The sequence below is a fragment of the Arthrobacter sp. LjRoot78 genome (assembly GCF_964254335.1).
In the GTDB taxonomy this organism is placed as follows: Bacteria; Actinomycetota; Actinomycetes; order Actinomycetales; family Micrococcaceae; genus Arthrobacter.
The window spans coordinates 1,228,921-1,246,233 of the sequence record NZ_CAXUTG020000001.1 but is presented as its reverse complement, the minus strand read 5'-3'; the positions used below and the strand labels follow the sequence as shown (position 1 = coordinate 1,246,233).

At 66.3% G+C, this 17,313-nt stretch carries 18 protein-coding genes; 3 read left to right on the top strand and 15 right to left on the bottom strand.

Features of this window, described 5'->3' with window-relative positions:
• Positions 1-88: 88 nt before the first annotated feature.
• The 12 genes from ACSQ1X_RS05870 to glyA all read right to left on the bottom strand — a co-directional run bounded on the left by ACSQ1X_RS05870 (position 89) and on the right by glyA (position 10,732).
• Positions 89-709, bottom strand: a complete 621-nt coding sequence (locus ACSQ1X_RS05870) for a 2'-5' RNA ligase family protein (protein WP_436059272.1) — start codon at positions 707-709, stop codon at positions 89-91.
• Between the two features lie 94 nt (positions 710-803).
• On the bottom strand, positions 804-1,847 hold the full coding sequence (gene trpS / locus ACSQ1X_RS05865) for a tryptophan--tRNA ligase (protein ID WP_055804176.1): 1,044 nt from the start codon (positions 1,845-1,847) through the stop codon (positions 804-806).
• A 20-nt stretch (positions 1,848-1,867) separates the two neighbouring features.
• A complete protein-coding gene (locus ACSQ1X_RS05860; RefSeq protein ID WP_436057003.1) occupies positions 1,868-2,701 on the bottom strand; it encodes an exodeoxyribonuclease III in 834 nt (277 codons plus the stop codon).
• A gap of 10 nt (positions 2,702-2,711) precedes the next feature.
• A complete protein-coding gene (locus ACSQ1X_RS05855; protein WP_055804179.1) occupies positions 2,712-3,275 on the bottom strand; it encodes a hypothetical protein in 564 nt (187 codons plus the stop codon).
• 58 nt (positions 3,276-3,333) lie between these two features.
• Entirely contained in the window at positions 3,334-4,182 is an 849-nt protein-coding gene (locus tag ACSQ1X_RS05850; RefSeq protein ID WP_436057002.1) for an ABC transporter permease, read from the bottom strand.
• Positions 4,179-5,054: an ABC transporter permease gene (locus tag ACSQ1X_RS05845; RefSeq protein WP_436057001.1), complete on the bottom strand. Its 876-nt coding sequence runs from the start codon at positions 5,052-5,054 to the stop codon at positions 4,179-4,181. The genes ACSQ1X_RS05850 and ACSQ1X_RS05845 overlap by 4 nt, the downstream gene beginning before the upstream one ends.
• A complete protein-coding gene (locus tag ACSQ1X_RS05840) occupies positions 5,047-5,970 on the bottom strand; it encodes an ABC transporter ATP-binding protein (RefSeq protein ID WP_028270502.1) in 924 nt (307 codons plus the stop codon). Before ACSQ1X_RS05840 ends, ACSQ1X_RS05845 begins: the two co-directional genes overlap by 8 nt.
• Before the next feature lie 188 nt (positions 5,971-6,158).
• Positions 6,159-6,434, bottom strand: a complete 276-nt coding sequence (locus ACSQ1X_RS05835; RefSeq protein ID WP_051628801.1) for an SHOCT domain-containing protein — start codon at positions 6,432-6,434, stop codon at positions 6,159-6,161.
• A 135-nt stretch (positions 6,435-6,569) separates the two neighbouring features.
• Complete coding sequence (locus tag ACSQ1X_RS05830; RefSeq protein WP_436057000.1) at positions 6,570-7,241, bottom strand: response regulator; 672 nt, start codon at positions 7,239-7,241, stop codon at positions 6,570-6,572.
• A complete protein-coding gene (locus ACSQ1X_RS05825) occupies positions 7,238-8,404 on the bottom strand; it encodes a sensor histidine kinase (protein WP_436056999.1) in 1,167 nt (388 codons plus the stop codon). Before ACSQ1X_RS05825 ends, ACSQ1X_RS05830 begins: the two co-directional genes overlap by 4 nt.
• Before the next feature lie 100 nt (positions 8,405-8,504).
• Positions 8,505-9,416 carry a bifunctional methylenetetrahydrofolate dehydrogenase/methenyltetrahydrofolate cyclohydrolase gene (locus tag ACSQ1X_RS05820; RefSeq protein WP_436056998.1) on the bottom strand — a complete coding sequence of 304 codons (912 nt, stop codon included), beginning with the start codon at positions 9,414-9,416 and terminating at the stop codon, positions 8,505-8,507.
• Between the two features lie 8 nt (positions 9,417-9,424).
• Positions 9,425-10,732: a serine hydroxymethyltransferase gene (glyA, locus tag ACSQ1X_RS05815; RefSeq protein WP_436056997.1), complete on the bottom strand. Its 1,308-nt coding sequence runs from the start codon at positions 10,730-10,732 to the stop codon at positions 9,425-9,427.
• A 354-nt stretch (positions 10,733-11,086) separates the two neighbouring features.
• On the opposite strand from glyA, the gene purU reads away from it, so the two are divergent.
• Together purU and ACSQ1X_RS05805 are read left to right on the top strand one after the other, a co-directional pair.
• Positions 11,087-11,947 carry a formyltetrahydrofolate deformylase gene (purU, locus tag ACSQ1X_RS05810; protein ID WP_055804196.1) on the top strand — a complete coding sequence of 287 codons (861 nt, stop codon included), beginning with the start codon at positions 11,087-11,089 and terminating at the stop codon, positions 11,945-11,947.
• Between the two features lie 26 nt (positions 11,948-11,973).
• Complete coding sequence (locus ACSQ1X_RS05805) at positions 11,974-12,642, top strand: class I SAM-dependent methyltransferase (protein WP_436056996.1); 669 nt, start codon at positions 11,974-11,976, stop codon at positions 12,640-12,642.
• Between the two features lie 80 nt (positions 12,643-12,722).
• On the opposite strand, the gene ACSQ1X_RS05800 is transcribed toward ACSQ1X_RS05805, so the two are convergent.
• Entirely contained in the window at positions 12,723-13,310 is a 588-nt protein-coding gene (locus ACSQ1X_RS05800) for a DUF2231 domain-containing protein (protein ID WP_436056995.1), read from the bottom strand.
• A 105-nt stretch (positions 13,311-13,415) separates the two neighbouring features.
• Here ACSQ1X_RS05800 and ACSQ1X_RS05795 point away from each other — a divergent pair, with 105 nt between their 5' ends.
• Positions 13,416-13,937: a gamma carbonic anhydrase family protein gene (locus ACSQ1X_RS05795; RefSeq protein ID WP_055804202.1), complete on the top strand. Its 522-nt coding sequence runs from the start codon at positions 13,416-13,418 to the stop codon at positions 13,935-13,937.
• Positions 13,938-13,955: 18 nt separating this feature from the next.
• Here ACSQ1X_RS05795 and ACSQ1X_RS05790 read toward each other — a convergent pair whose 3' ends face one another.
• On the bottom strand, positions 13,956-15,686 hold the full coding sequence (locus ACSQ1X_RS05790) for a flavin monoamine oxidase family protein (protein WP_436056994.1): 1,731 nt from the start codon (positions 15,684-15,686) through the stop codon (positions 13,956-13,958).
• On the bottom strand, positions 15,683-17,218 hold the full coding sequence (locus ACSQ1X_RS05785) for an amino acid permease (protein WP_436056993.1): 1,536 nt from the start codon (positions 17,216-17,218) through the stop codon (positions 15,683-15,685). The genes ACSQ1X_RS05790 and ACSQ1X_RS05785 overlap by 4 nt, the downstream gene beginning before the upstream one ends.
• Positions 17,219-17,313: the final 95 nt, after the last annotated feature.

Here is a 17,313-nt window from a genome sequence, read left to right as displayed (position 1 = left end):
GCCGCCGGACCTGCGTGCCTTGCTCCAGTCGACCTTCTTCCGGCTCACTTCCAGCTTCAGCCGGGCGCGCTCCGTGGGCAGCGGAGGATTATTCGCGGCCTGCGCCCCCTGCGCGGCCTGCGTCGTCGGAGCCGGACGCGCCTCGGGGGTGGTCAGTTTCGATACCAAAGTCGAGTTCTTCCCGTAGCTGCCAAATGCCATTGATGTCATGCTCGTACAGCCCCATGCTAACCACAGGGAAGGTGGCCCGGTAATCCTTCAGCACCGTTTCGGCCTCATCCAGGCTCTCCGGCGCGACATCGTGGGCAATGGTCACATGCGGGTGGTAGGCAAAAGGCAGTTCCCGTTCCAGCGGCCCGGTCTGCAGCTGTTCGTGCAGCTTCACGCAGTCACCAAAACCGTCTTCAACCTTCAGGAAGACCACCGGGGATACGGGCCGGAAGGAGCCGGTCCCCGCGATGGTGACGGTAAACGGCTCCTGCCTGCGCGCGATTTCGCGGACATGGCATCGGGTAGCTTCCCAGTCTTTGGTGGGGGTGGTGGTGACCAGCGTGATGTGCGCGGGGATGACACCGGCCATGGGGTCCCCGAAGGAGGCCCGCCAGCGCCGCAGTTCCTCGGCAATGTCAGGCGGAAACCCCAGGATGACGCCGACGCTCATCCCGTCGGTCCTGGCCTGGCGCTTACCCGGCTCAGTGCCCCGGACCATGGCAGCGTTATCATCGGCGTCAACGAATTTTCCCTCGCCGCGGTATGCAGGGGAGTTTTCGTTTGCAGTGACTTTGCTGACGGACGACATGGGGCTAGCGGACTCCTGCAAGGCTCAGGGACGGCAGGAAGCCCATCCGCTCGTAGACCTGGCCGAGGGTCACGGAGGCGATTTCGCGGGCACGTTCAGCGCCCTGGGCCAGTAGCCTGTCCAGCTCGGCCGGGTCCGCCATGAGTTCATTGGTGCGGTCCCGGAGGGGCGTGATGAAGTCCACCATGACGTCGGCCAGGTCCTTCTTGAGGTGGCCGTACATCTTGCCCTGGTATTCCGCCTCAAGATCGGCCACGGACTTCCCCGTCAGCGTCGAATAGATGGTCAGCAGGTTGGAGACGCCGGGCTTGGCTTCGGCGTCGAAGCGGATTTCCGTGCCGGTGTCTGTCACGGCGGACTTGATGCGTTTCGCAGCGATCTTGGGGTCCTCCAGGAGCTGGATGGAACCGTGGGGCGAGCCGCCTGTTTTCGACATCTTGGCAGTCGGGCTCTGGAGGTCGTAGATCTTGGCGGTGGCCTTGAGGATGGTGGCCTCAGGCACCGTGAAGGTCTGGCCAAAGCGGGTGTTGAAGCGCTGGGCCAGGTTTCGGGTCAGCTCCAGGTGTTGCCGCTGGTCCTCGCCGACCGGGACGAGGTCGGTCTGGTACAGGAGGATGTCCGCGGCCATCAGGGTGGGGTAGGCGAACAGGCCCAGTGTTGCGGACTCCGTTCCCGACTTCTGCGTCTTGTCCTTGAACTGCGTCATCCGGGAGGCTTCGCCAAAGCCGGTGATGCAGTTCAGCGCCCAGGCCAACTGGGCATGCTCGGGGACATGCGACTGGACGAAGAAGATGCTCTTGTCCGGGTCGATGCCGGCCGCAATGTATTGGGCAGCCACCACGCGGGTGCGCTTGGCCAGCTCTGCCGGTTCGAAATCCACGGTGATGGCGTGGAGATCGGGAATGAAGAATACGGCGTCGTATTCCGCCTGCATGTCAACCCAGTTGCGGACGGCGCCAATGTAGTTGCCCAGATGCAGGGAGTCCGCTGTGGGCTTGGCACCTGAAAGGATGCGCTTCTTGGTCACCGGGGTAGTCGAGCTAGTCATTGTGAGAAAAACCTTCGGGCTTAGAGCTGGTAGTCCACTACCAGCGGGGCGTGGTCGGAGAAGCGGGTGTCCCATGACGGCGCCCGGTCCACCACTGCCGAAATTGCAGCGGCAGCGAGGGCGGGGGTGGCCATGTGGTAGTCGATGCGCCAGCCTGTGTCGGTGTCAAAGGCCTTGCCGCGCTGGGACCACCAGGTGTAGGGGCCTTCTACGTTTCCCGCCAGGCCCCTGTGGACATCCCTCCATCCGATTTCATCGCCAAAGAAGCGGTCAAAGTAGGCGCGTTCCTCCGGGAGGAAACCGGCGCGCTTCACATTGCCCTTCCAGTTCTTGATGTCCAGCTCCGTGTGGCCAACATTCAGGTCACCCACCACGAGGGCATGGTCGCTGTGCTTTGCCAGCTCCGGAAGGCGGGTGGTTATGACGTCCAGGAACCGGAATTTGTCGTCCTGCTTCGGGGTCCCGGCCTCACCGGAGTGAACGTAGGCGCTCACTACGGTCAACTGGGCGGCAGCACCGGCGGCATCCCTGACGCGGAAATCCGCCTCCACCCAGCGTCCGGCGGTGGCAAAGTAGTCGTCGCCGATGTGGGAGCGGGTAGCCAGCGGTTCCTCGCGGGAGGCAATGGCCACGCCCGCGCGGCCCTTGGCCTCGGCTTCCTCGTGCAGGATGAACCAGCCGTCGCCCAGGAGCTCGCGGACGATCTTGTCCGGTGCCCTGACCTCCTGCAAGCAGAGGATGTCCACCTCGCGCGGCTCAAGCCACTCCGCCATACCGTTCCGGTAGGCAGCGCGGAGGCCGTTGACGTTTACTGATGCGATACGAAGGTGGTCCTTCTTCAATGCCGAGATCACCCGCTCCACTCTAGTCGATGATGGTTCCGCTGACGGGTTCGTCAGCGCCACCGGAGGACTTGATCATGTCCCTGGCGTTGGTGGCGGTGATTTCGATGGTCTCCAGTGCGCGGCGGATGGTGTCATGGTCCGATGCTGCGCCCTTGGCCCGTTCCTGCTCGACGACGCGCACCTGGACCTGGACGATCTTGAAGGAATGGTCCAGTTTCATGTCCCGGACTTCGTCGGCTTCGCTACGAGACCGGACCAGTCGTGTGCCGCCGTGATCGGCGCTGCCGGACGACGGCGCCCGGCCGGTGGCTGCATTGAAGGCGTTCTGCGCTTCGTTGAGTTTGACGGTCGCCTTCTTGGCCGCCTTCTGGATGCTGAAGACGACGAACGCTGCCAGCGCGAGCCAGAAGCCGGCGATGATCGCCACCACCCAGCCCACGACGTCGTTCTGGTTGGCAGCAAAGATGACGGCCACAACGAAGGCGACGACAAACACCATCATTCCCGGACCGCTGATACGCAGCATGGAGAACCCGCCCTTGGCCGGGTTGGACGCAGAGTGAGGGTTACCCAAAGTTCGCATGGGTCCATTGTCTCAAACGCCGGAGCAGGAAAATGGACGCTTCCACCCCGGGCGAACGTTATTTCAGGAACAGCTTGCGCAGGCGGCCGGCCGTGAGCATGACCCCCAGCACGATCATCACCAGGTAATACCCGATGTGGATGGCCGTGGCAGGGGTGAAGATTCCCACACTGATCTGCCGGAGCAGTTCCACACCGTGCCACAGCGGCATCGCCTGGATCAGCCACTGGATGGACTGCGGGTAGACGCTGAGCGGGTAGAACGTGGCACTGAAGAGGAACATCGGCAGCATCACGAAGTTGATCCAGTCCATCTGCTGGAACGTCTTCATGAAGCTCGTGATCCCCATGCCGAAGCTCGCGAAACCGAAGGCGATCAGCACCGAGGCCGGAATCATGAGGATGGCCCATGGCGTGGTGATCAGTCCCATAACGCCCATGACTGCGGTGAATCCGGTGGCGTAGAGCAGGCCCCGCAGCAATGCCAGGAAGATCTCCCCCATGGCCACGTCCAGCGGACCCAGTGAGGTGTAGAGCATTCCCTGGTACAGCTTGGCGAAGTTCATCTTGAAGAAGACATTCCATGTGGAGTCGTACACGGCGCCGTTCATCGCGGACACGGCCAGGAGCGCCGGCGCAATGTAGGCGGCGTAGCTGATCTCCTGGCCGCCGGGTCCCTGGACGGCGCCCACGATGGCCCCCAGGCCCACGCCCATCGAGATCAGGTACAGCACCGGCTCGAAGAAGCCCGACAGCATCACCATCCAGTTGCTGCTCTTCGTGGCCATCAGCCCGCGGGCAATGACAGCCCTGACGTTCCGGGAGTACATCGGCCCGAAATGGCGGTTCCGCGCGGCCTCGGTCACGCTGTGGCCGCCCGGGTTGTGACTTTCAGACAGAATGCTCATTGCCCCAGCCTCCTGACGAACTGGCGTTTTGTCAGCTGCCACCCCGCCACGGCGAGGCCTACCAGGAACACGATGTGCAGGATGGTCAGCAACGGCGACTCATCATAGCCGTAGCTGAAGACACGGCCCAGCTCAGTGCCGTGCCAGATCGGAGAAATCCAGCCGATCCAGCGCACCACGAGCGGCAGGGAATCGAGCGGGAAGAACGTTCCGGAGAACAGGAACAACGGGGTCACAATGAACCGCATCACCATGGCAAACTGGCCCTTGTCCTCCTTGATGGAGGCGGCATACGCCATCAGGGGAAGGCCGAAGGAGAGCCCGGCGAGCGTGGCCACCAGTACGGATACCCAGCCCCAGCCGCTGGGTGACGCACCGAAGAGGGCCACCACCGCGAAGTAGATGGCCGACTGCAGCAGGAACCTGAGGGTCACGGCCATGATGTGGCCCGCGGCGATTTGCTCAGGCGTGAGCGGGGACGCGTGCGGGCCGTAGTACACCCGCCGCCACTTGAACCCGTCCATCACCGGGAACGTGAATTCATTGGCCGCTGTCATAACCGCCGCAGAGATCAGCAGTGCCGGGGCGATGAAGGCGAGGTAGCTGACCCCGCCGAACACTCCTTCGCTGCTCGTGTCCACCAGCGTGGCCAGGCCCACCCCCATGGCAAACAGGTAGGCCACTGGCTGGCCCACGCCGTACATCACGATGGTCCAGCCGTAGCTCTTCATGACGCGGAGGACCTGCTCCGCGTAGTAGAAGGCTCCCCAGCGGCGGGCGCGGGCCGCTGACACGACTGGCGAGTGGGCGCGCAGCACGGAAGGTCCGCGGCCGCCTGCGTCCGCCACGGACGGCGAAGGCTGCTCAGTCAACGAGGCTCCTGCCGGTGAGGCGGAGGAAAACATCCTCCAGGGACGACCGGCGCACCAGTGAGGTGACCGGCCGGAGTCCGCGGGCCGACACCTGCTCCAGGGCCGCCTCGCCGTCGTGCGCGTAAATCAGCACCCGGTCCGGAAGCGTCTCCAGCCGTTCGCCAATGCCTTCGAGCTCAGCGCCGATGGTGGCGTTGCGTTCCGATCCGAAGCGAAGCTCCAGGACTTCCCGGGTGGAGTACTCGCGGATGAGGCTGGCCGGCGAGCCCTCGGCCATGATGCGCCCTTTGTCCACCACGATGAGGCGGTCGCACAGCTGTTCCGCCTCGTCCATGTAGTGCGTGGTGAGGATGAGCGTGACGCCCTGCTCCTTAAGCCGGAACAGCCTGTCCCAGAGGATGTGCCGGGCCTGCGGGTCCAGGCCGGTGGTGGGTTCGTCCAGCAGCAGGATCCGGGGTTCGTTGATCAGCGAGCGCGCGATGGTCAGCCGCCGCTTCATACCGCCGGAGAGCGCGTCCACCTTGGATTTCGCCTTGTCCGTCAACTGGGCGAACTCCAGCAGCTCATCGGCCTTGGGCCGGAGGTAGCTCATGGGCAGTCCGAAGTAGCGGCCGTAGACCAGGAGGTTGTCGCGGACCCTGAGTTCCTCGTCGAGGTTGTCCTGCTGCGGCACCACACCGAGGTGGGCGCGGACTTCCGGCCCGTGGCTTTCCGGATCCAGCCCCATGATGGACAGGCTTCCGGACGTGCGCTGGGAGACGCCGCCGATCATCTTCATGGTGGTGGACTTGCCGGCACCGTTGGGACCAAGCAGGCCGAAGGCCTCACCGGCGGGAACGCTGAAGGAAATGCCGTCGACGGCGGTGACGTCGCCGTACGTCTTGGTGAGGTTTTCGGCGGTGATGACGTACTGCATCTGGTCGCCCTGGGGCTGGCTGCGGGATTGTTGGCTTGAGAGTTCTTCGTTGGACACAAGTTCAGGCACTCACCCCACGTTAGTACGCACGTTCGAACAAATAAAGAGTTCGATCTCAAAAAATCCATTCGATTTTGTCGCGTCGGCCGCGGACCCGGCGACCCGCAATCGGGGCCGCCGGAACCCGCCTACTTTTCCTCGCCGCGCAGGACCTGCAGGCGCTGTCGGTACTCCGTCTCATCGATTTCGCCGCGCGCGTAGCGTTCCCGGAGCACCCCTTCGCCGCCCTGCCGGGCAGCCCAGCGGTGGTTAGTCCGCCAAGTGCGCCGGGCAACGAAGATTAGCAGGCCTATCACCAGGATCCAGAACAGCGGGAACAGCAGGAACCAAGGTGAGAAGCCGCCGTCGTACCACGGCGCGTGGGCGGGGACGGTCCCAAAAGCAGTGCTAATTGCAGTCAGCATGTCAGCTCCAGACTCTCTCTGCGAGCCGGATTTCGGCTCCGCTTCAAGTCTGGTTTCGGCGCGCTGCGCCGTCGTCCGGCGGCGGGAGGCACTTGCGGCGTACGCCCTACTACCCAGGGAGGCAGCCGGGTTACCTTAGATGCTCCAGCCGGGGCGGACCAGCCCCGACTCATAAGCCAGCACCACCAGCTGAGCGCGGTCGCGTACCTGCAGCTTGGTCATGATCCGGGAGACATGGGTCTTGGCGGTCAGCGGCGTGATGAAGAGCCGCCCGGCGATCTCCGCGTTGTTCAGTCCCTCCCCCACCAGCCGGAGCACTTCCCGTTCGCGTTCGGTAATCCGGTCCAGTGCGGCGTCGGACGGTTTGCCCGTCGCATAGGACTGCACGGCCAGCTGGGCCATGATCCGGCGGGTCACCGACGGCGACAGGAGTGCGTCGCCGTCGTGCACCACGCGGACCGCTCGGAGCAGTTCCTCCGGTTCTGTGTCCTTGACCAGGAAGCCGGCGGCACCGGCGCGCACAGCCTCGGCGATGTACTCGTCAAGTTCGAAGGTGGTGAGAATGATGACCCGCGTTCCGGGAAGCGCCGGGTCGGCCAGGATCGTGCGGGTCGCCTCGAGCCCGTCGCCCTGCGGCATGCGGATGTCCATCAGCACGACGTCGGGCCTCTCGCGGGCGGCCAGCCTCACGGCGTCGTCGCCGGTTCCGCATTCGGCCACGACCTCCATGTCCGGTTCAGCATCCAGGAGTGCACGGAATCCGGCCCGGATGAGCGTCTGGTCATCGGCGATCAGGATGCGGATCATGCCCGGTCCCCGTTCCGGTCGCCATCGGTGGGGTGACTGGCCAGCGGCAGCACTGCCTGGACCCGCCAGCCCGGGTTGAGCGGCAGGAACCGCACGCTGCCGCCCAGCGCAGCCGCGCGTTCCCGCATCCCCCGCAGCCCGTTGCCTTCCGGTGCCCCGGCAGCTCCGCGGCCGTCGTCGTCGACCGTAACGGTGAGGTGTCCGGCGTCGGGTCCGACCGCCGGAATTTCAACCACGACGGCGGTGCGGCGGGCTCCGGCGTGCCTCACCACATTGGTGAGGGCCTCCTGAACGATGCGGTACGCGGCCTCTTCGGCTGCGGCGGGCGGCCCGCCGGTGCCGGGATCCGTCCGGATGTCCAGCTTCACGTCCAGTCCCGTGCGCCGCGCGTTCTCGGCGAGCCCGGGCAGTTTCCGCAGCCCGGGACCCGAGGCAGGTCGGAGCGGCGCGTCATCCCGGAGCACGCCCAGCAGCTGGCGGACTTCATCCAATGACTCCTTGCTAGCCGATTTGATGGCTTCCAGGGCGGGACGGAACTGTTCCGGGTCCCGGTCCCCCAGATGCAGCGCCACTGATGCGCGGACGTTGATGAGGGACAGGGAATGCGCCACAACGTCATGGATATCCCGGGCCAGGGCGAGCCGGTATTCGTCCCGGGCGGCCTGCTCCCGGGACTCGCGCTGCCGCCGCCTTTCGGCCACGCGCTCGTGGCGGAGCCTGGCACCCTCCCCCAGCAGCACCAGGATCACCAGCCAGGACGTTCCGGCGACGGCCCGGATCAGGGCGCCTTCGTCCCCGCTGGCCACAAAGAAGGCAGCCAGCGCCGCCGCGCAGGTCCCGGCCACGGTCCAGGTCTGCCAGCGTCGTCCGGCGGCCGCCGAGAAGACGATGGCCAGCGCCAGGGACAGCAGGACAGGACCCCACGGGTAGCCTGCGGCAAGGTAGAGGATCGTCGCCGCAGCAGCCGCAGGCAACATCACGCCGGGCCAGCGCCGGCGCAGGGACAGCGCCGCCGGGCCGGCGAGCAGCAGCACGAAAGCCAGCACGTCAAGGGGCCGGTGGTCGGGCTGCCGCGCAGCGGCGAAGACTGTGCCCACGACCTGGACAACGGCCACGGCGATCACCACGAAGGCGGTGGGCGGACCTTGGAATCGGCGCGGCATACTCCGAGCCTAGCGGCGGCGGCGTACCCGCGTCGTCCGCTTAACGGCGCAGGGCGCCTACTCCCGCGGGAGTAGGCGCCCTGTCTGCATTCCGTGTAGCTTAGGCGACGCCGGCGTGGCGTTCCGCCGCCGCTTTGCGTTCCGCGGCTTCGACCACGTTGGTCATCAGCAGGGCCACGGTCATGGGACCCACGCCGCCGGGGTTCGGCGAGATCCAGCCGGCCACCTCGGCAGCTGCGGGATCGATGTCGCCGTGGACCTTGCTTTTGCCCGTCTCGGGATCGGTTTCACGGGTGACACCAACGTCGAGCAGCGCCGCGCCCGGCTTCACGTCCGAAGCCTTGACGATGTGCTTGGCACCCGCCGCGCCCACAATGACGTCCGCCAGCCGCAGCAGCTCCGAGAGGTTCTCGGTGCCGGTGTGCGTCAACGTGACGGTGGCGTTCACTGCCCGCCGGGTCAGCAGCAGGCCGATCGTGCGGCCGATCGTGACACCACGGCCCACCACCACAACGTGCTTGCCGGCCAGGTTGTAGCCGTTGCGTTCCAGGAGCTCAATGACGCCGCGGGGCGTGCATGGCAGCGGCGAGGTGATCTCACCGTTGACGTTGAGCACCAGCCTGCCGAGGTTGGTCGGGTGCAGGCCGTCTGCATCTTTGGCGGGGTCGATCCGCTCGAGGATTGCGTCGGTATCCAGGTGCTTGGGCAGTGGCAGCTGCACGATGTACCCATGGCAGGCGGGGTCCGCATTGAGTTCATCAATGAGGTCCTCAACCTGGGCCTGGGTCGCATCGGCCGGAAGCTCACGCTGGATCGAGTTCATCCCGATCTCCACAGATTGCTTGTGCTTCATAGACACGTACAGCTGCGAGGCAGGGTCCGCGCCAACGAGCACTGTGGCAATGCCCGGGGTGACGCCGCGGGCCTTCAGTGCCGCGACACGCTCGGTCAGCTCGGATTTGATCGCAGCTGCAGCTGCCTTGCCGTCAAGGATTTTCGCGGTCTGCGCCATGGACGGGTTCACCACTGTTCGTGCTGCGGGTAGAGCGGGAAGTCGGCGGCGAGCTTGTCCACGCGGGCCTGCAGGGCCTCGATGTCGGTGGCGGAGCCGGCCTTCAGGGCGGTGGCGATGATCTCGGCCACCTCGGTGAATTCCTCGGCGCCGAAGCCGCGGGTGGCCAGTGCCGGGGTACCGATGCGCAGCCCGGAGGTGACCATCGGCGGGCGCGGGTCGAACGGAACAGCGTTGCGGTTCACGGTGATTCCCACGGAGTGCAGGAGGTCCTCGGCCTGCTGGCCGTCCAGCTGCGAGTTGCGCAGGTCCACCAGGACCAGGTGCACATCGGTGCCGCCGGTGAGCACGGAGACACCGGCTTCTGCGACGTCAGCCTGGTTCAGGCGGTCGGCGATGATCTTGGCGCCCTCGAGGACGCGCTCCTGGCGCTCCTTGAACTCAGCGGTGCCGGCGATCTTGAAGGCAACGGCCTTTGCGGCGATGACGTGCATGAGCGGTCCGCCCTGCTGGCCGGGGAAGACGTTGGAGTTGAGCTTCTTGGCCCATTCCTGCTTGGCCAGGATCACACCGGAGCGGGGGCCTGCGAGGGTCTTGTGCACCGTGGAGGTGACGACGTCGGAGTGCGGCACCGGGCTCGGGTGCAGGCCCGCGGCCACCAGGCCGGCGAAGTGGGCCATGTCGGTCCAGAGCAGCGCGCCGACTTCATCGGCGATCGAGCGGAAGGCTGCGAAGTCCAGGTGGCGCGGGTAGGCGGACCAGCCGGCGATGATCACCTGCGGCTTCTCGGCCATGGCCTGCTCGCGGAGCTTGTCCATGTCGATGCGGAAGTTGTCCTGCTCCACCTGGTAGGCAGCCACGCTGTAGAGCTTGCCGGAGAAGTTGAGCTTCATGCCGTGCGTCAGGTGGCCGCCGTGAGCCAGGGACAGGCCCAGGATCTTGTCGCCGGGGGTGATCATGGCGGACAGTGCGGCGGCGTTGGCCTGGGCGCCGGAGTGCGGCTGGACGTTGGCGTACTCTGCGCCGAACAGGTCCTTGACGCGGTCAATCGCCAACTGCTCAGCGATGTCCACGTATTCGCAGCCGCCGTAATAGCGGCGGCCCGGGTAACCCTCGGCGTACTTGTTGGTCAGGACGGAGCCCTGGGCTTCCATGACGGCGCGCGGGGCGAAGTTTTCCGAGGCGATCATTTCCAGGGTGCCGCGCTGGCGGCCAAGCTCCTGGTCCAGTACTGCGGCGATCTCGGGGTCGAGCTCCGCCAACGGCAGGTTGCTGACGGTGGAGGAAGTGCTAACGGAAGTCGGAGAAGTAGTCACGAATAACTCCTGGCTAGGGATGGGCGCTGCTAAGGTCAGGCTACCGGCTGTGACGTTGCCCGGCCCCTTGATTACGGGGAAACCCGGTGAGGGCAACCCGCTTGAGGGCAGGACATCGCAGAGGAACGGCAGTGGTTAAACTGCCGGCCGGCAAAACATGACCCTCGGCCCAGGCGTACGATCCGTGGTCTTCGTCAATGCCGCTCCCTGATGGTTAGCCATCCAACGCCAGTTGCGACCGGATAAGCCTATCAAAACCTTTCCGAATCCCGTCGGAATCCCGCGTGAATCCCGTCCGAGTCCTGTCCGAATCGCGTTGAGAGCGCTGCCTCCGGCGCGGGTAGGCTGTTATTCGTGACTGAAGACCAGCTGACCTCCGCTTATGTTCTGACCCTCTCCTGCCCGGACCGGCCCGGTATCGTGCATGCCGTGGCGGGAGCTTTGCTCGTGGCCGGCTGCAATATTACGGACTCGCAGCAGTATGGAAGCCACGCAACCGGCACGTTCTTCATGCGCGTCGAAGCCACCACGGACGCGTCGCAGGCAGAAGTCCACGCCGCGCTGCAGCCCGTGACGGAGGCCTTCGGCATGCAGTGGAGCCTCAACCCCGCCGGCCGGAAGGTCCGCACGCTGCTGATGGCGAGCAAGTCGGCGCACTGCCTCAACGACCTCCTGTTCCTGCAGCGCTCCGGCACGCTGCCCATCGAGATCCCCGCCATCGTGTCCAACCACCAGGACCTGGCCGGGCTGGCGGAGTTCTACGGCATTCCCTTCCACTACATCCCGGTCACTGCGGACACCAAGGTCCAGGCAGAGGACCAGCTGCGCAAGATCATTGCGGAGCAGGACATCGAGCTGACCGTCCTGGCCCGCTACATGCAGATCCTGTCCAACGAGCTCTGCACGGAGCTCACCGGCAAGGCCATCAACATCCACCACTCCTTCCTGCCGTCCTTTAAGGGTGCCAGGCCGTATCACCAGGCCCATGCCCGCGGCGTCAAGCTGATCGGCGCCACGGCGCACTACGTCACGGCCGCCCTGGACGAAGGGCCCATCATCGAACAGGAAGTAATCCGCGTGGACCACCGCCGCACCGCGGAACAGTTCGTGCAGATGGGCCGCGATGTGGAAGGCCGCACCCTGGCCCAGGCCGTCCAGTGGCACGCCGAGCACCGCGTGCTGCTGGACGGCAACCGCACCGTCGTCTTCAACTAGGGTCCGGGCAGGAGGTGGCGCCGGCCGTGGAGGACTCCGGAGCCCTGGGGCTCAGCGGCGAGGACCGGCTGGCCGCGTTCTACAACCAGCGTGCCCTCCTTCATCCGGAGCATCCCCTGACTCCGCAGCGGGTGCAGCAGCGGGAACGGTTCATCGCCCGGTTGAAGGCCGAAGGCAGGCACGCCGTACTGGAAATCGGCTCCGGCGGGGGCCTCGACGGCCTCAAGTTCGTCCAGGCCGGCGTCCATTACACGGGTGTGGACCTGTCCGAGGAACAAGTGCGGCTGGCTACGTCCAAGGGGCTGAATGTCTCGGTCGCGAGTGTGCGGAGCCTGCCCTTCGCCGACGGCGTTTTCCCGGCACTGTGGACCATGAGCACGCTGCTGCACATCCCCAACAAGGACATCGACGACGTCGTCCGTGAACTCGTGCGGGTGGCCGCGCCGGGGGCGCCGATCGCCGTCGGGCTCTGGTCCGGTGACGATGAAGAAGTCCTCAACCCCGAAGACGAGATCCAGCCGCCGCGCTTTTTCAGCCGCCGCAGCGACGCGGCGCTCCAACGGATCTTCGGCCGGCACGGCGACGTTGAGGAATTCGTGACGTGGCCGGAAGGCACGGGCGCGGAGTCCGGGCCGGGTGCCGGCCACTGGACGCAGCATTACCAGTTCCTGGTCCTCCGCACTCCCCCGCCCTGACCCAACTGACTGGCACTTAACGTCGCGGAACCCGCGATTGACGACGTTAAGTGCGAGTCAGTTGGGGAAGCGGGGAGGGTCTACGCTCCCCGGCGGGCGCTGCCCATATATCCGCCCAGCAAAGCGCTCGCCACTAAGACGAGAGCCCCGACGCGCGCCAGGCCGACGCCGAGCTTGCGGCGGCCCCGGAGCCGCGCGGCCCAGGACCCGGCGAAAATCAGCACGGCCGCACCATTCAAACCGGCATGGACGATGCCAACCCGCTTCGTTCCGCGGCCGGCCAACGCCCACTCGGCCCATCCGGTCAGTGCGGTGGGCGCCGCGGCCAGAACGCCAAGGCCCACCAGCCGGGTGGCCGCCCGCTGCGTCCCGGGGTCGGAGTACAGGTCCAGGTACATGGCCATGAACCATGCGCCGAATGGTGCGTCGGTCAGGATGCCGTGCAGCGGTATTCCGGTTGCATCGCCGTGCAGGAAGCTGCGAAGACGCCGGTTGCGGACCAGCCGGCCAGCCGGCGGCTCGACCGCACGGACAGCCGGGTCAAGGGCCTCCAGCTGCTCAATCCGCCGCATCAGCCGGCGGAACCGGCCGGGCACTCCGCCACCGTCCGGCCGCAGGTGAAGTCCTTGCAGCTGCAGCCCTGACGGGCCAAAATCCCGTAGTTCCATGGCCCCAATGGTAGTGAGACCCGTCGGCGGCGTCACTAGGTCACAAAGCCCGCCTGTGGAGCCTGCTTCCGAAGGCCGGCGCGAGCAGTGTCCTAGGCTGGGCACATGGCTCCTCTTTATCCTTTCGCCGGCACCAGCCCGGACGTCCACCCATCAGTCTTCGTCGCCCCCAGCGCCTCCGTGATCGGCAAAGCCACCCTCGCCGCGGACGCCAGCGCGTTCTACGGTGTCTCCGTGCGGGCCGACACCGCCGCCATCACCGTTGGTGAGGGCAGCAACCTGCAGGACAATGTTGTGCTGCATGCCGACCCGGGATTCCCGTGCAGCGTCGGGGCCCGCGTCAGCGTCGGCCACAGTGCCGTGGTGCACGGCTGCACGGTCGAGGACGACTGCCTCATCGGCATGAGCGCCACCATCCTGAACGGTGCGGTGATCGGCGCCGGCTCCCTGGTGGCCGCCGGCGCCGTGGTCCTTGAAGGAACCGTCATCCCGCCCCGGTCATTGGTGGCCGGCGTCCCGGCGAAGGTCCGCCGTGAACTCACCGACGAGGAGTTCGACGGCGTGAAGCGCAACGCCGCCCACTACCGCGAGCTCGCGCAGGCGCACCGGGAGCTTCACGCCGGCTAACAGGGTCAGCAGCCCGGGCTAGTCCAGGCTGATCGGTCCCAGTGCGTCCAGCAGCTCGCCCGGTCCCGGGTTCCCGGCGGCTGACCGGCCGCCCAGGTGGTTCACCACGCCCCACACCGCGTTGAGGCCGGTGGTGACGGCGCCCTCGGCCCAACCGGCGGTGAAGGACACGTCATCGCCGGCCAGGAAGATCCCGCGCTGGGCTTCCGGCAGCTTGTCCTGCTTGAAGTGCGTGAACAGCCGCTGCTGGTAACGGTAGTGCCCGGGCAGGTTCGCCTTGAAGGCGCCCATGAAGTTGGGGTCCGCTTCCCAAGAGACGGTGATGGGCTGGCCGATGATGTGGCTGGCGATGTCCACGCCCGGGTAGATCTGCTCCAGGGAGTGCAGCATGAGCTCCACCCGCTGGTCGGCGTCGAGCGCCAGCCACTTCAGCGCGTCGTCGTTCCACGTGTAAGAGAGCAGGATGACGGCGGGCTTGTCCGGACCGTCGTCGAGCAGGTAGGTGGCGCGGTTCAGCCGGTCGGTCAGGGTCATGGACAGGACATCCCGGCCCGTAGCGGGATCGGTGTCCTTCCAGAACGGGCGGTCCACCATCACGAAGGTCTTGGAGGACTGCATGTAGTGCGAGCGCTCGATCGCCGTCCACAGCTCCGCCGGAAACAGTGCTTCCTCGGTGTGGATCCGGGTGGACAGCAGCCAGGACTGGCACGTGGTGACGACGGCGGGATAGCTCGCCTCCCGGCCCCAGCGTTCGCGCAGGCGCAGGTCGCCGTTGGCGTCCCGGCTGATGCGGTCCACGGCGCCCCGCGGGGAGCCTGAATGCAGGGACGCCAGTGACGTTCCTTCCGGCCAGTGGGCCATGCCCGACGGCGCGTGCTGCCACAGCGCCTCGGGGAGCCGCTGCGCTCCCCCGGCAATGAGGCGGTGCTGGTCATCGGCGTCGGTGTAGACGACGCGGAGGATTTCGAGGATCGAGTTGGGGAAGTCGGTATCCCAGCCGCCGGTGCCGAACCCCACCTGCCCGAATGCCTCGCGGTGCGCGAAGCCGGCCTTCTTGAAGGACTCGCTGGCCGCGATGAAGCCGTAGAACGTCTGTTCGTCCATCAGCGGCAGGAGTTCGTTCCAGATCTCCTTGATCCGGGCCGTGTCCCGCGCCCGGATGGCGTCCTGCATCTCACTGAACCGGGCGCCGTCGTTCACTGCCGCTTTCCATGCGTCCGCCACTTCACGGAAGAACGGCGGCAGGTCCGCCGGCGTGCTCGCGTAGTGCTTCTGCCCGGCCAGTTCAATCACGGTGCTGGAGGTGACCGGGGCCAGCGGGTTGGGGAACTCCTGGGTCTGCAGGCCCAGCAGGTCCACGTAGTGGTAGAACGCTTTGCCGGACACCGGGAACCGCATGCCGCCGAGGTCCGCTACCACGCCGGGAGCTGACGGGAAGCTGGCAGTCCGCAGCCGGCCGCCGATCTGGTCGGCCTCGTACATGACCGGGCGGAGGCCCAGCTTCATCAGTTCGTAGGCCGTGACCAGGCCGGACAGTCCCGCGCCGACCACCGCCACCTGGGTGCCGTACAGCTCGGGCGGGACCGAGCCGAGGCCGTCCGGGTGCGCGAGGTAGTGGTCGTAGCTGAACGGGAAGTCCGGGTTCAGCATGGTGATGGGGGCGTCGGCAGCCCGGCCCGCGGCGGTGGCGGCTTCGGGGCCCGGGGCCGTAGCGGGGTTGTTGGCCGGCAGTTCGGTGGCGATGGTCATGAAAGGTCTGCCTTCGTCGGTTCGGGGGTGGACAGTGGTGAAGATTCGCGCCCGCTCAGTTCACGGTATTCCTCGTGGCCCAGCGCCGCCACCCTGGAGTGCTTCCGGCCGTAGCCGAAGTAGGCTGCGAGGCCCACCAGCATCCAGATGCCGAACACGGCCCAGGTGTCGGCGCCGAGGTTGGCCATAAGGTACGCACACATAAGCGCGCCGAGGATGGGGGTCAGCGGGAACAGCGGCACGCGGAAGGTGCGCTTGAGTTCGGGCCGGTTGCGGCGCAGGTAGATGACGGCCACGTTGACCAGGGCAAAGGCGAACAGGGTGCCGATGCTGGTGGCGTCCGCCAGGTCACCGAGCGGAACCAGCCCGGCCGTGAGGGCCACGAGGACGCCCACGATCACGGTCCCGGCAACCGGGGTGCCGGTGCGGGAGGAGACGCGGCCGAAGATCCTGGGGATGAGGCCGTCGCGGGACATGGAGAGCAGGATGCGGGTCTGGCCGTAGAGGACGGTCAGGACGATGCTGGCGATGGCCAGCACGGCGCCGACGGCGAAGACCAGGGCGATCCACGGCTGGCCTGTGGTTTCCTCAAGGATTTTCACCAGGGCGGCCTCGGTGCCGTCGAACCAGCCCCAGGGACGGGCGCCGATGGCGGCGACAGCCACAAGGACATAGATGGTGGTGACGATCACCATGGAAAGCATGATGGCGCGCGGCAGGTCCCGTTTGGGATTGCGCGCTTCCTCGCCGGCCGTGGAGGCGGCGTCGAAGCCGATGTAGGAAAAGAAGACCGTCGAGGCGGCGGCCGAGACGCCTGCCGCGCCCATCGGCAGCAGCGGCTCGAAGTTGCCGGCGTTGAAGGCCGTGAATGCGACGGCGCAGAAGAAGAGGAGGATGGCTACCTTGATCACCACGATCGCGGTGTTGATCCAGGCGCTCTCCCTGGCCCCGCGAACCAGCAGGATCGTCGCGAGGACCACGATGACCATGGCCGGGATGTTCATGATGCCGCCGTCACCGGGCGGCTGCGAGACGGCATCCGGCAGGACCTGCCCGAACACCGCGAGGGTCGCGTTCACGTACTGGCCTGCACCGACGGCCACGGCGGCCACTGACACCGCGTACTCCAGCACGAGGCACCAGCCGCAGATCCACGCCATGCCTTCGCCCATCGTGGCGTAGGTGTAGGAGTAACTGGAGCCTGCCACCGGGACCAGACCGGCCATTTCGGCGTAGGACACGGCCGAGAGCAGGGCGGCAAGCCCGGCGATGGCGAACGAAATCCAGATGGCGGGGCCGGCCAGCGGCACGGATTCGCCGAGGATGACCAGGATGCCGGTTCCCAGCGTGGCCCCGACGCTGATCATGGTCAGCTGCAGAACTCCAAAGCTGCGGACCAGCTTGGTGCCGCCATGGCCGTTGTCGGCCTCGCTGACCATTTGGTCGATCGGCTTGCGGCGCAGCAGTTGTGCAGCCAGGCCCGGACGGCGGGCAGCTGCCGGCGGCCGGCCGGTGAGTGTAGGCACAGTCATCATTGACGTCCGTTCGTGAGTAGTTAGCGGCTTTCCCCTGGTACAGCTTAGGTTTGTGAGCCACCTCTCATCGTTGTGCAAAATGACCTATAGTC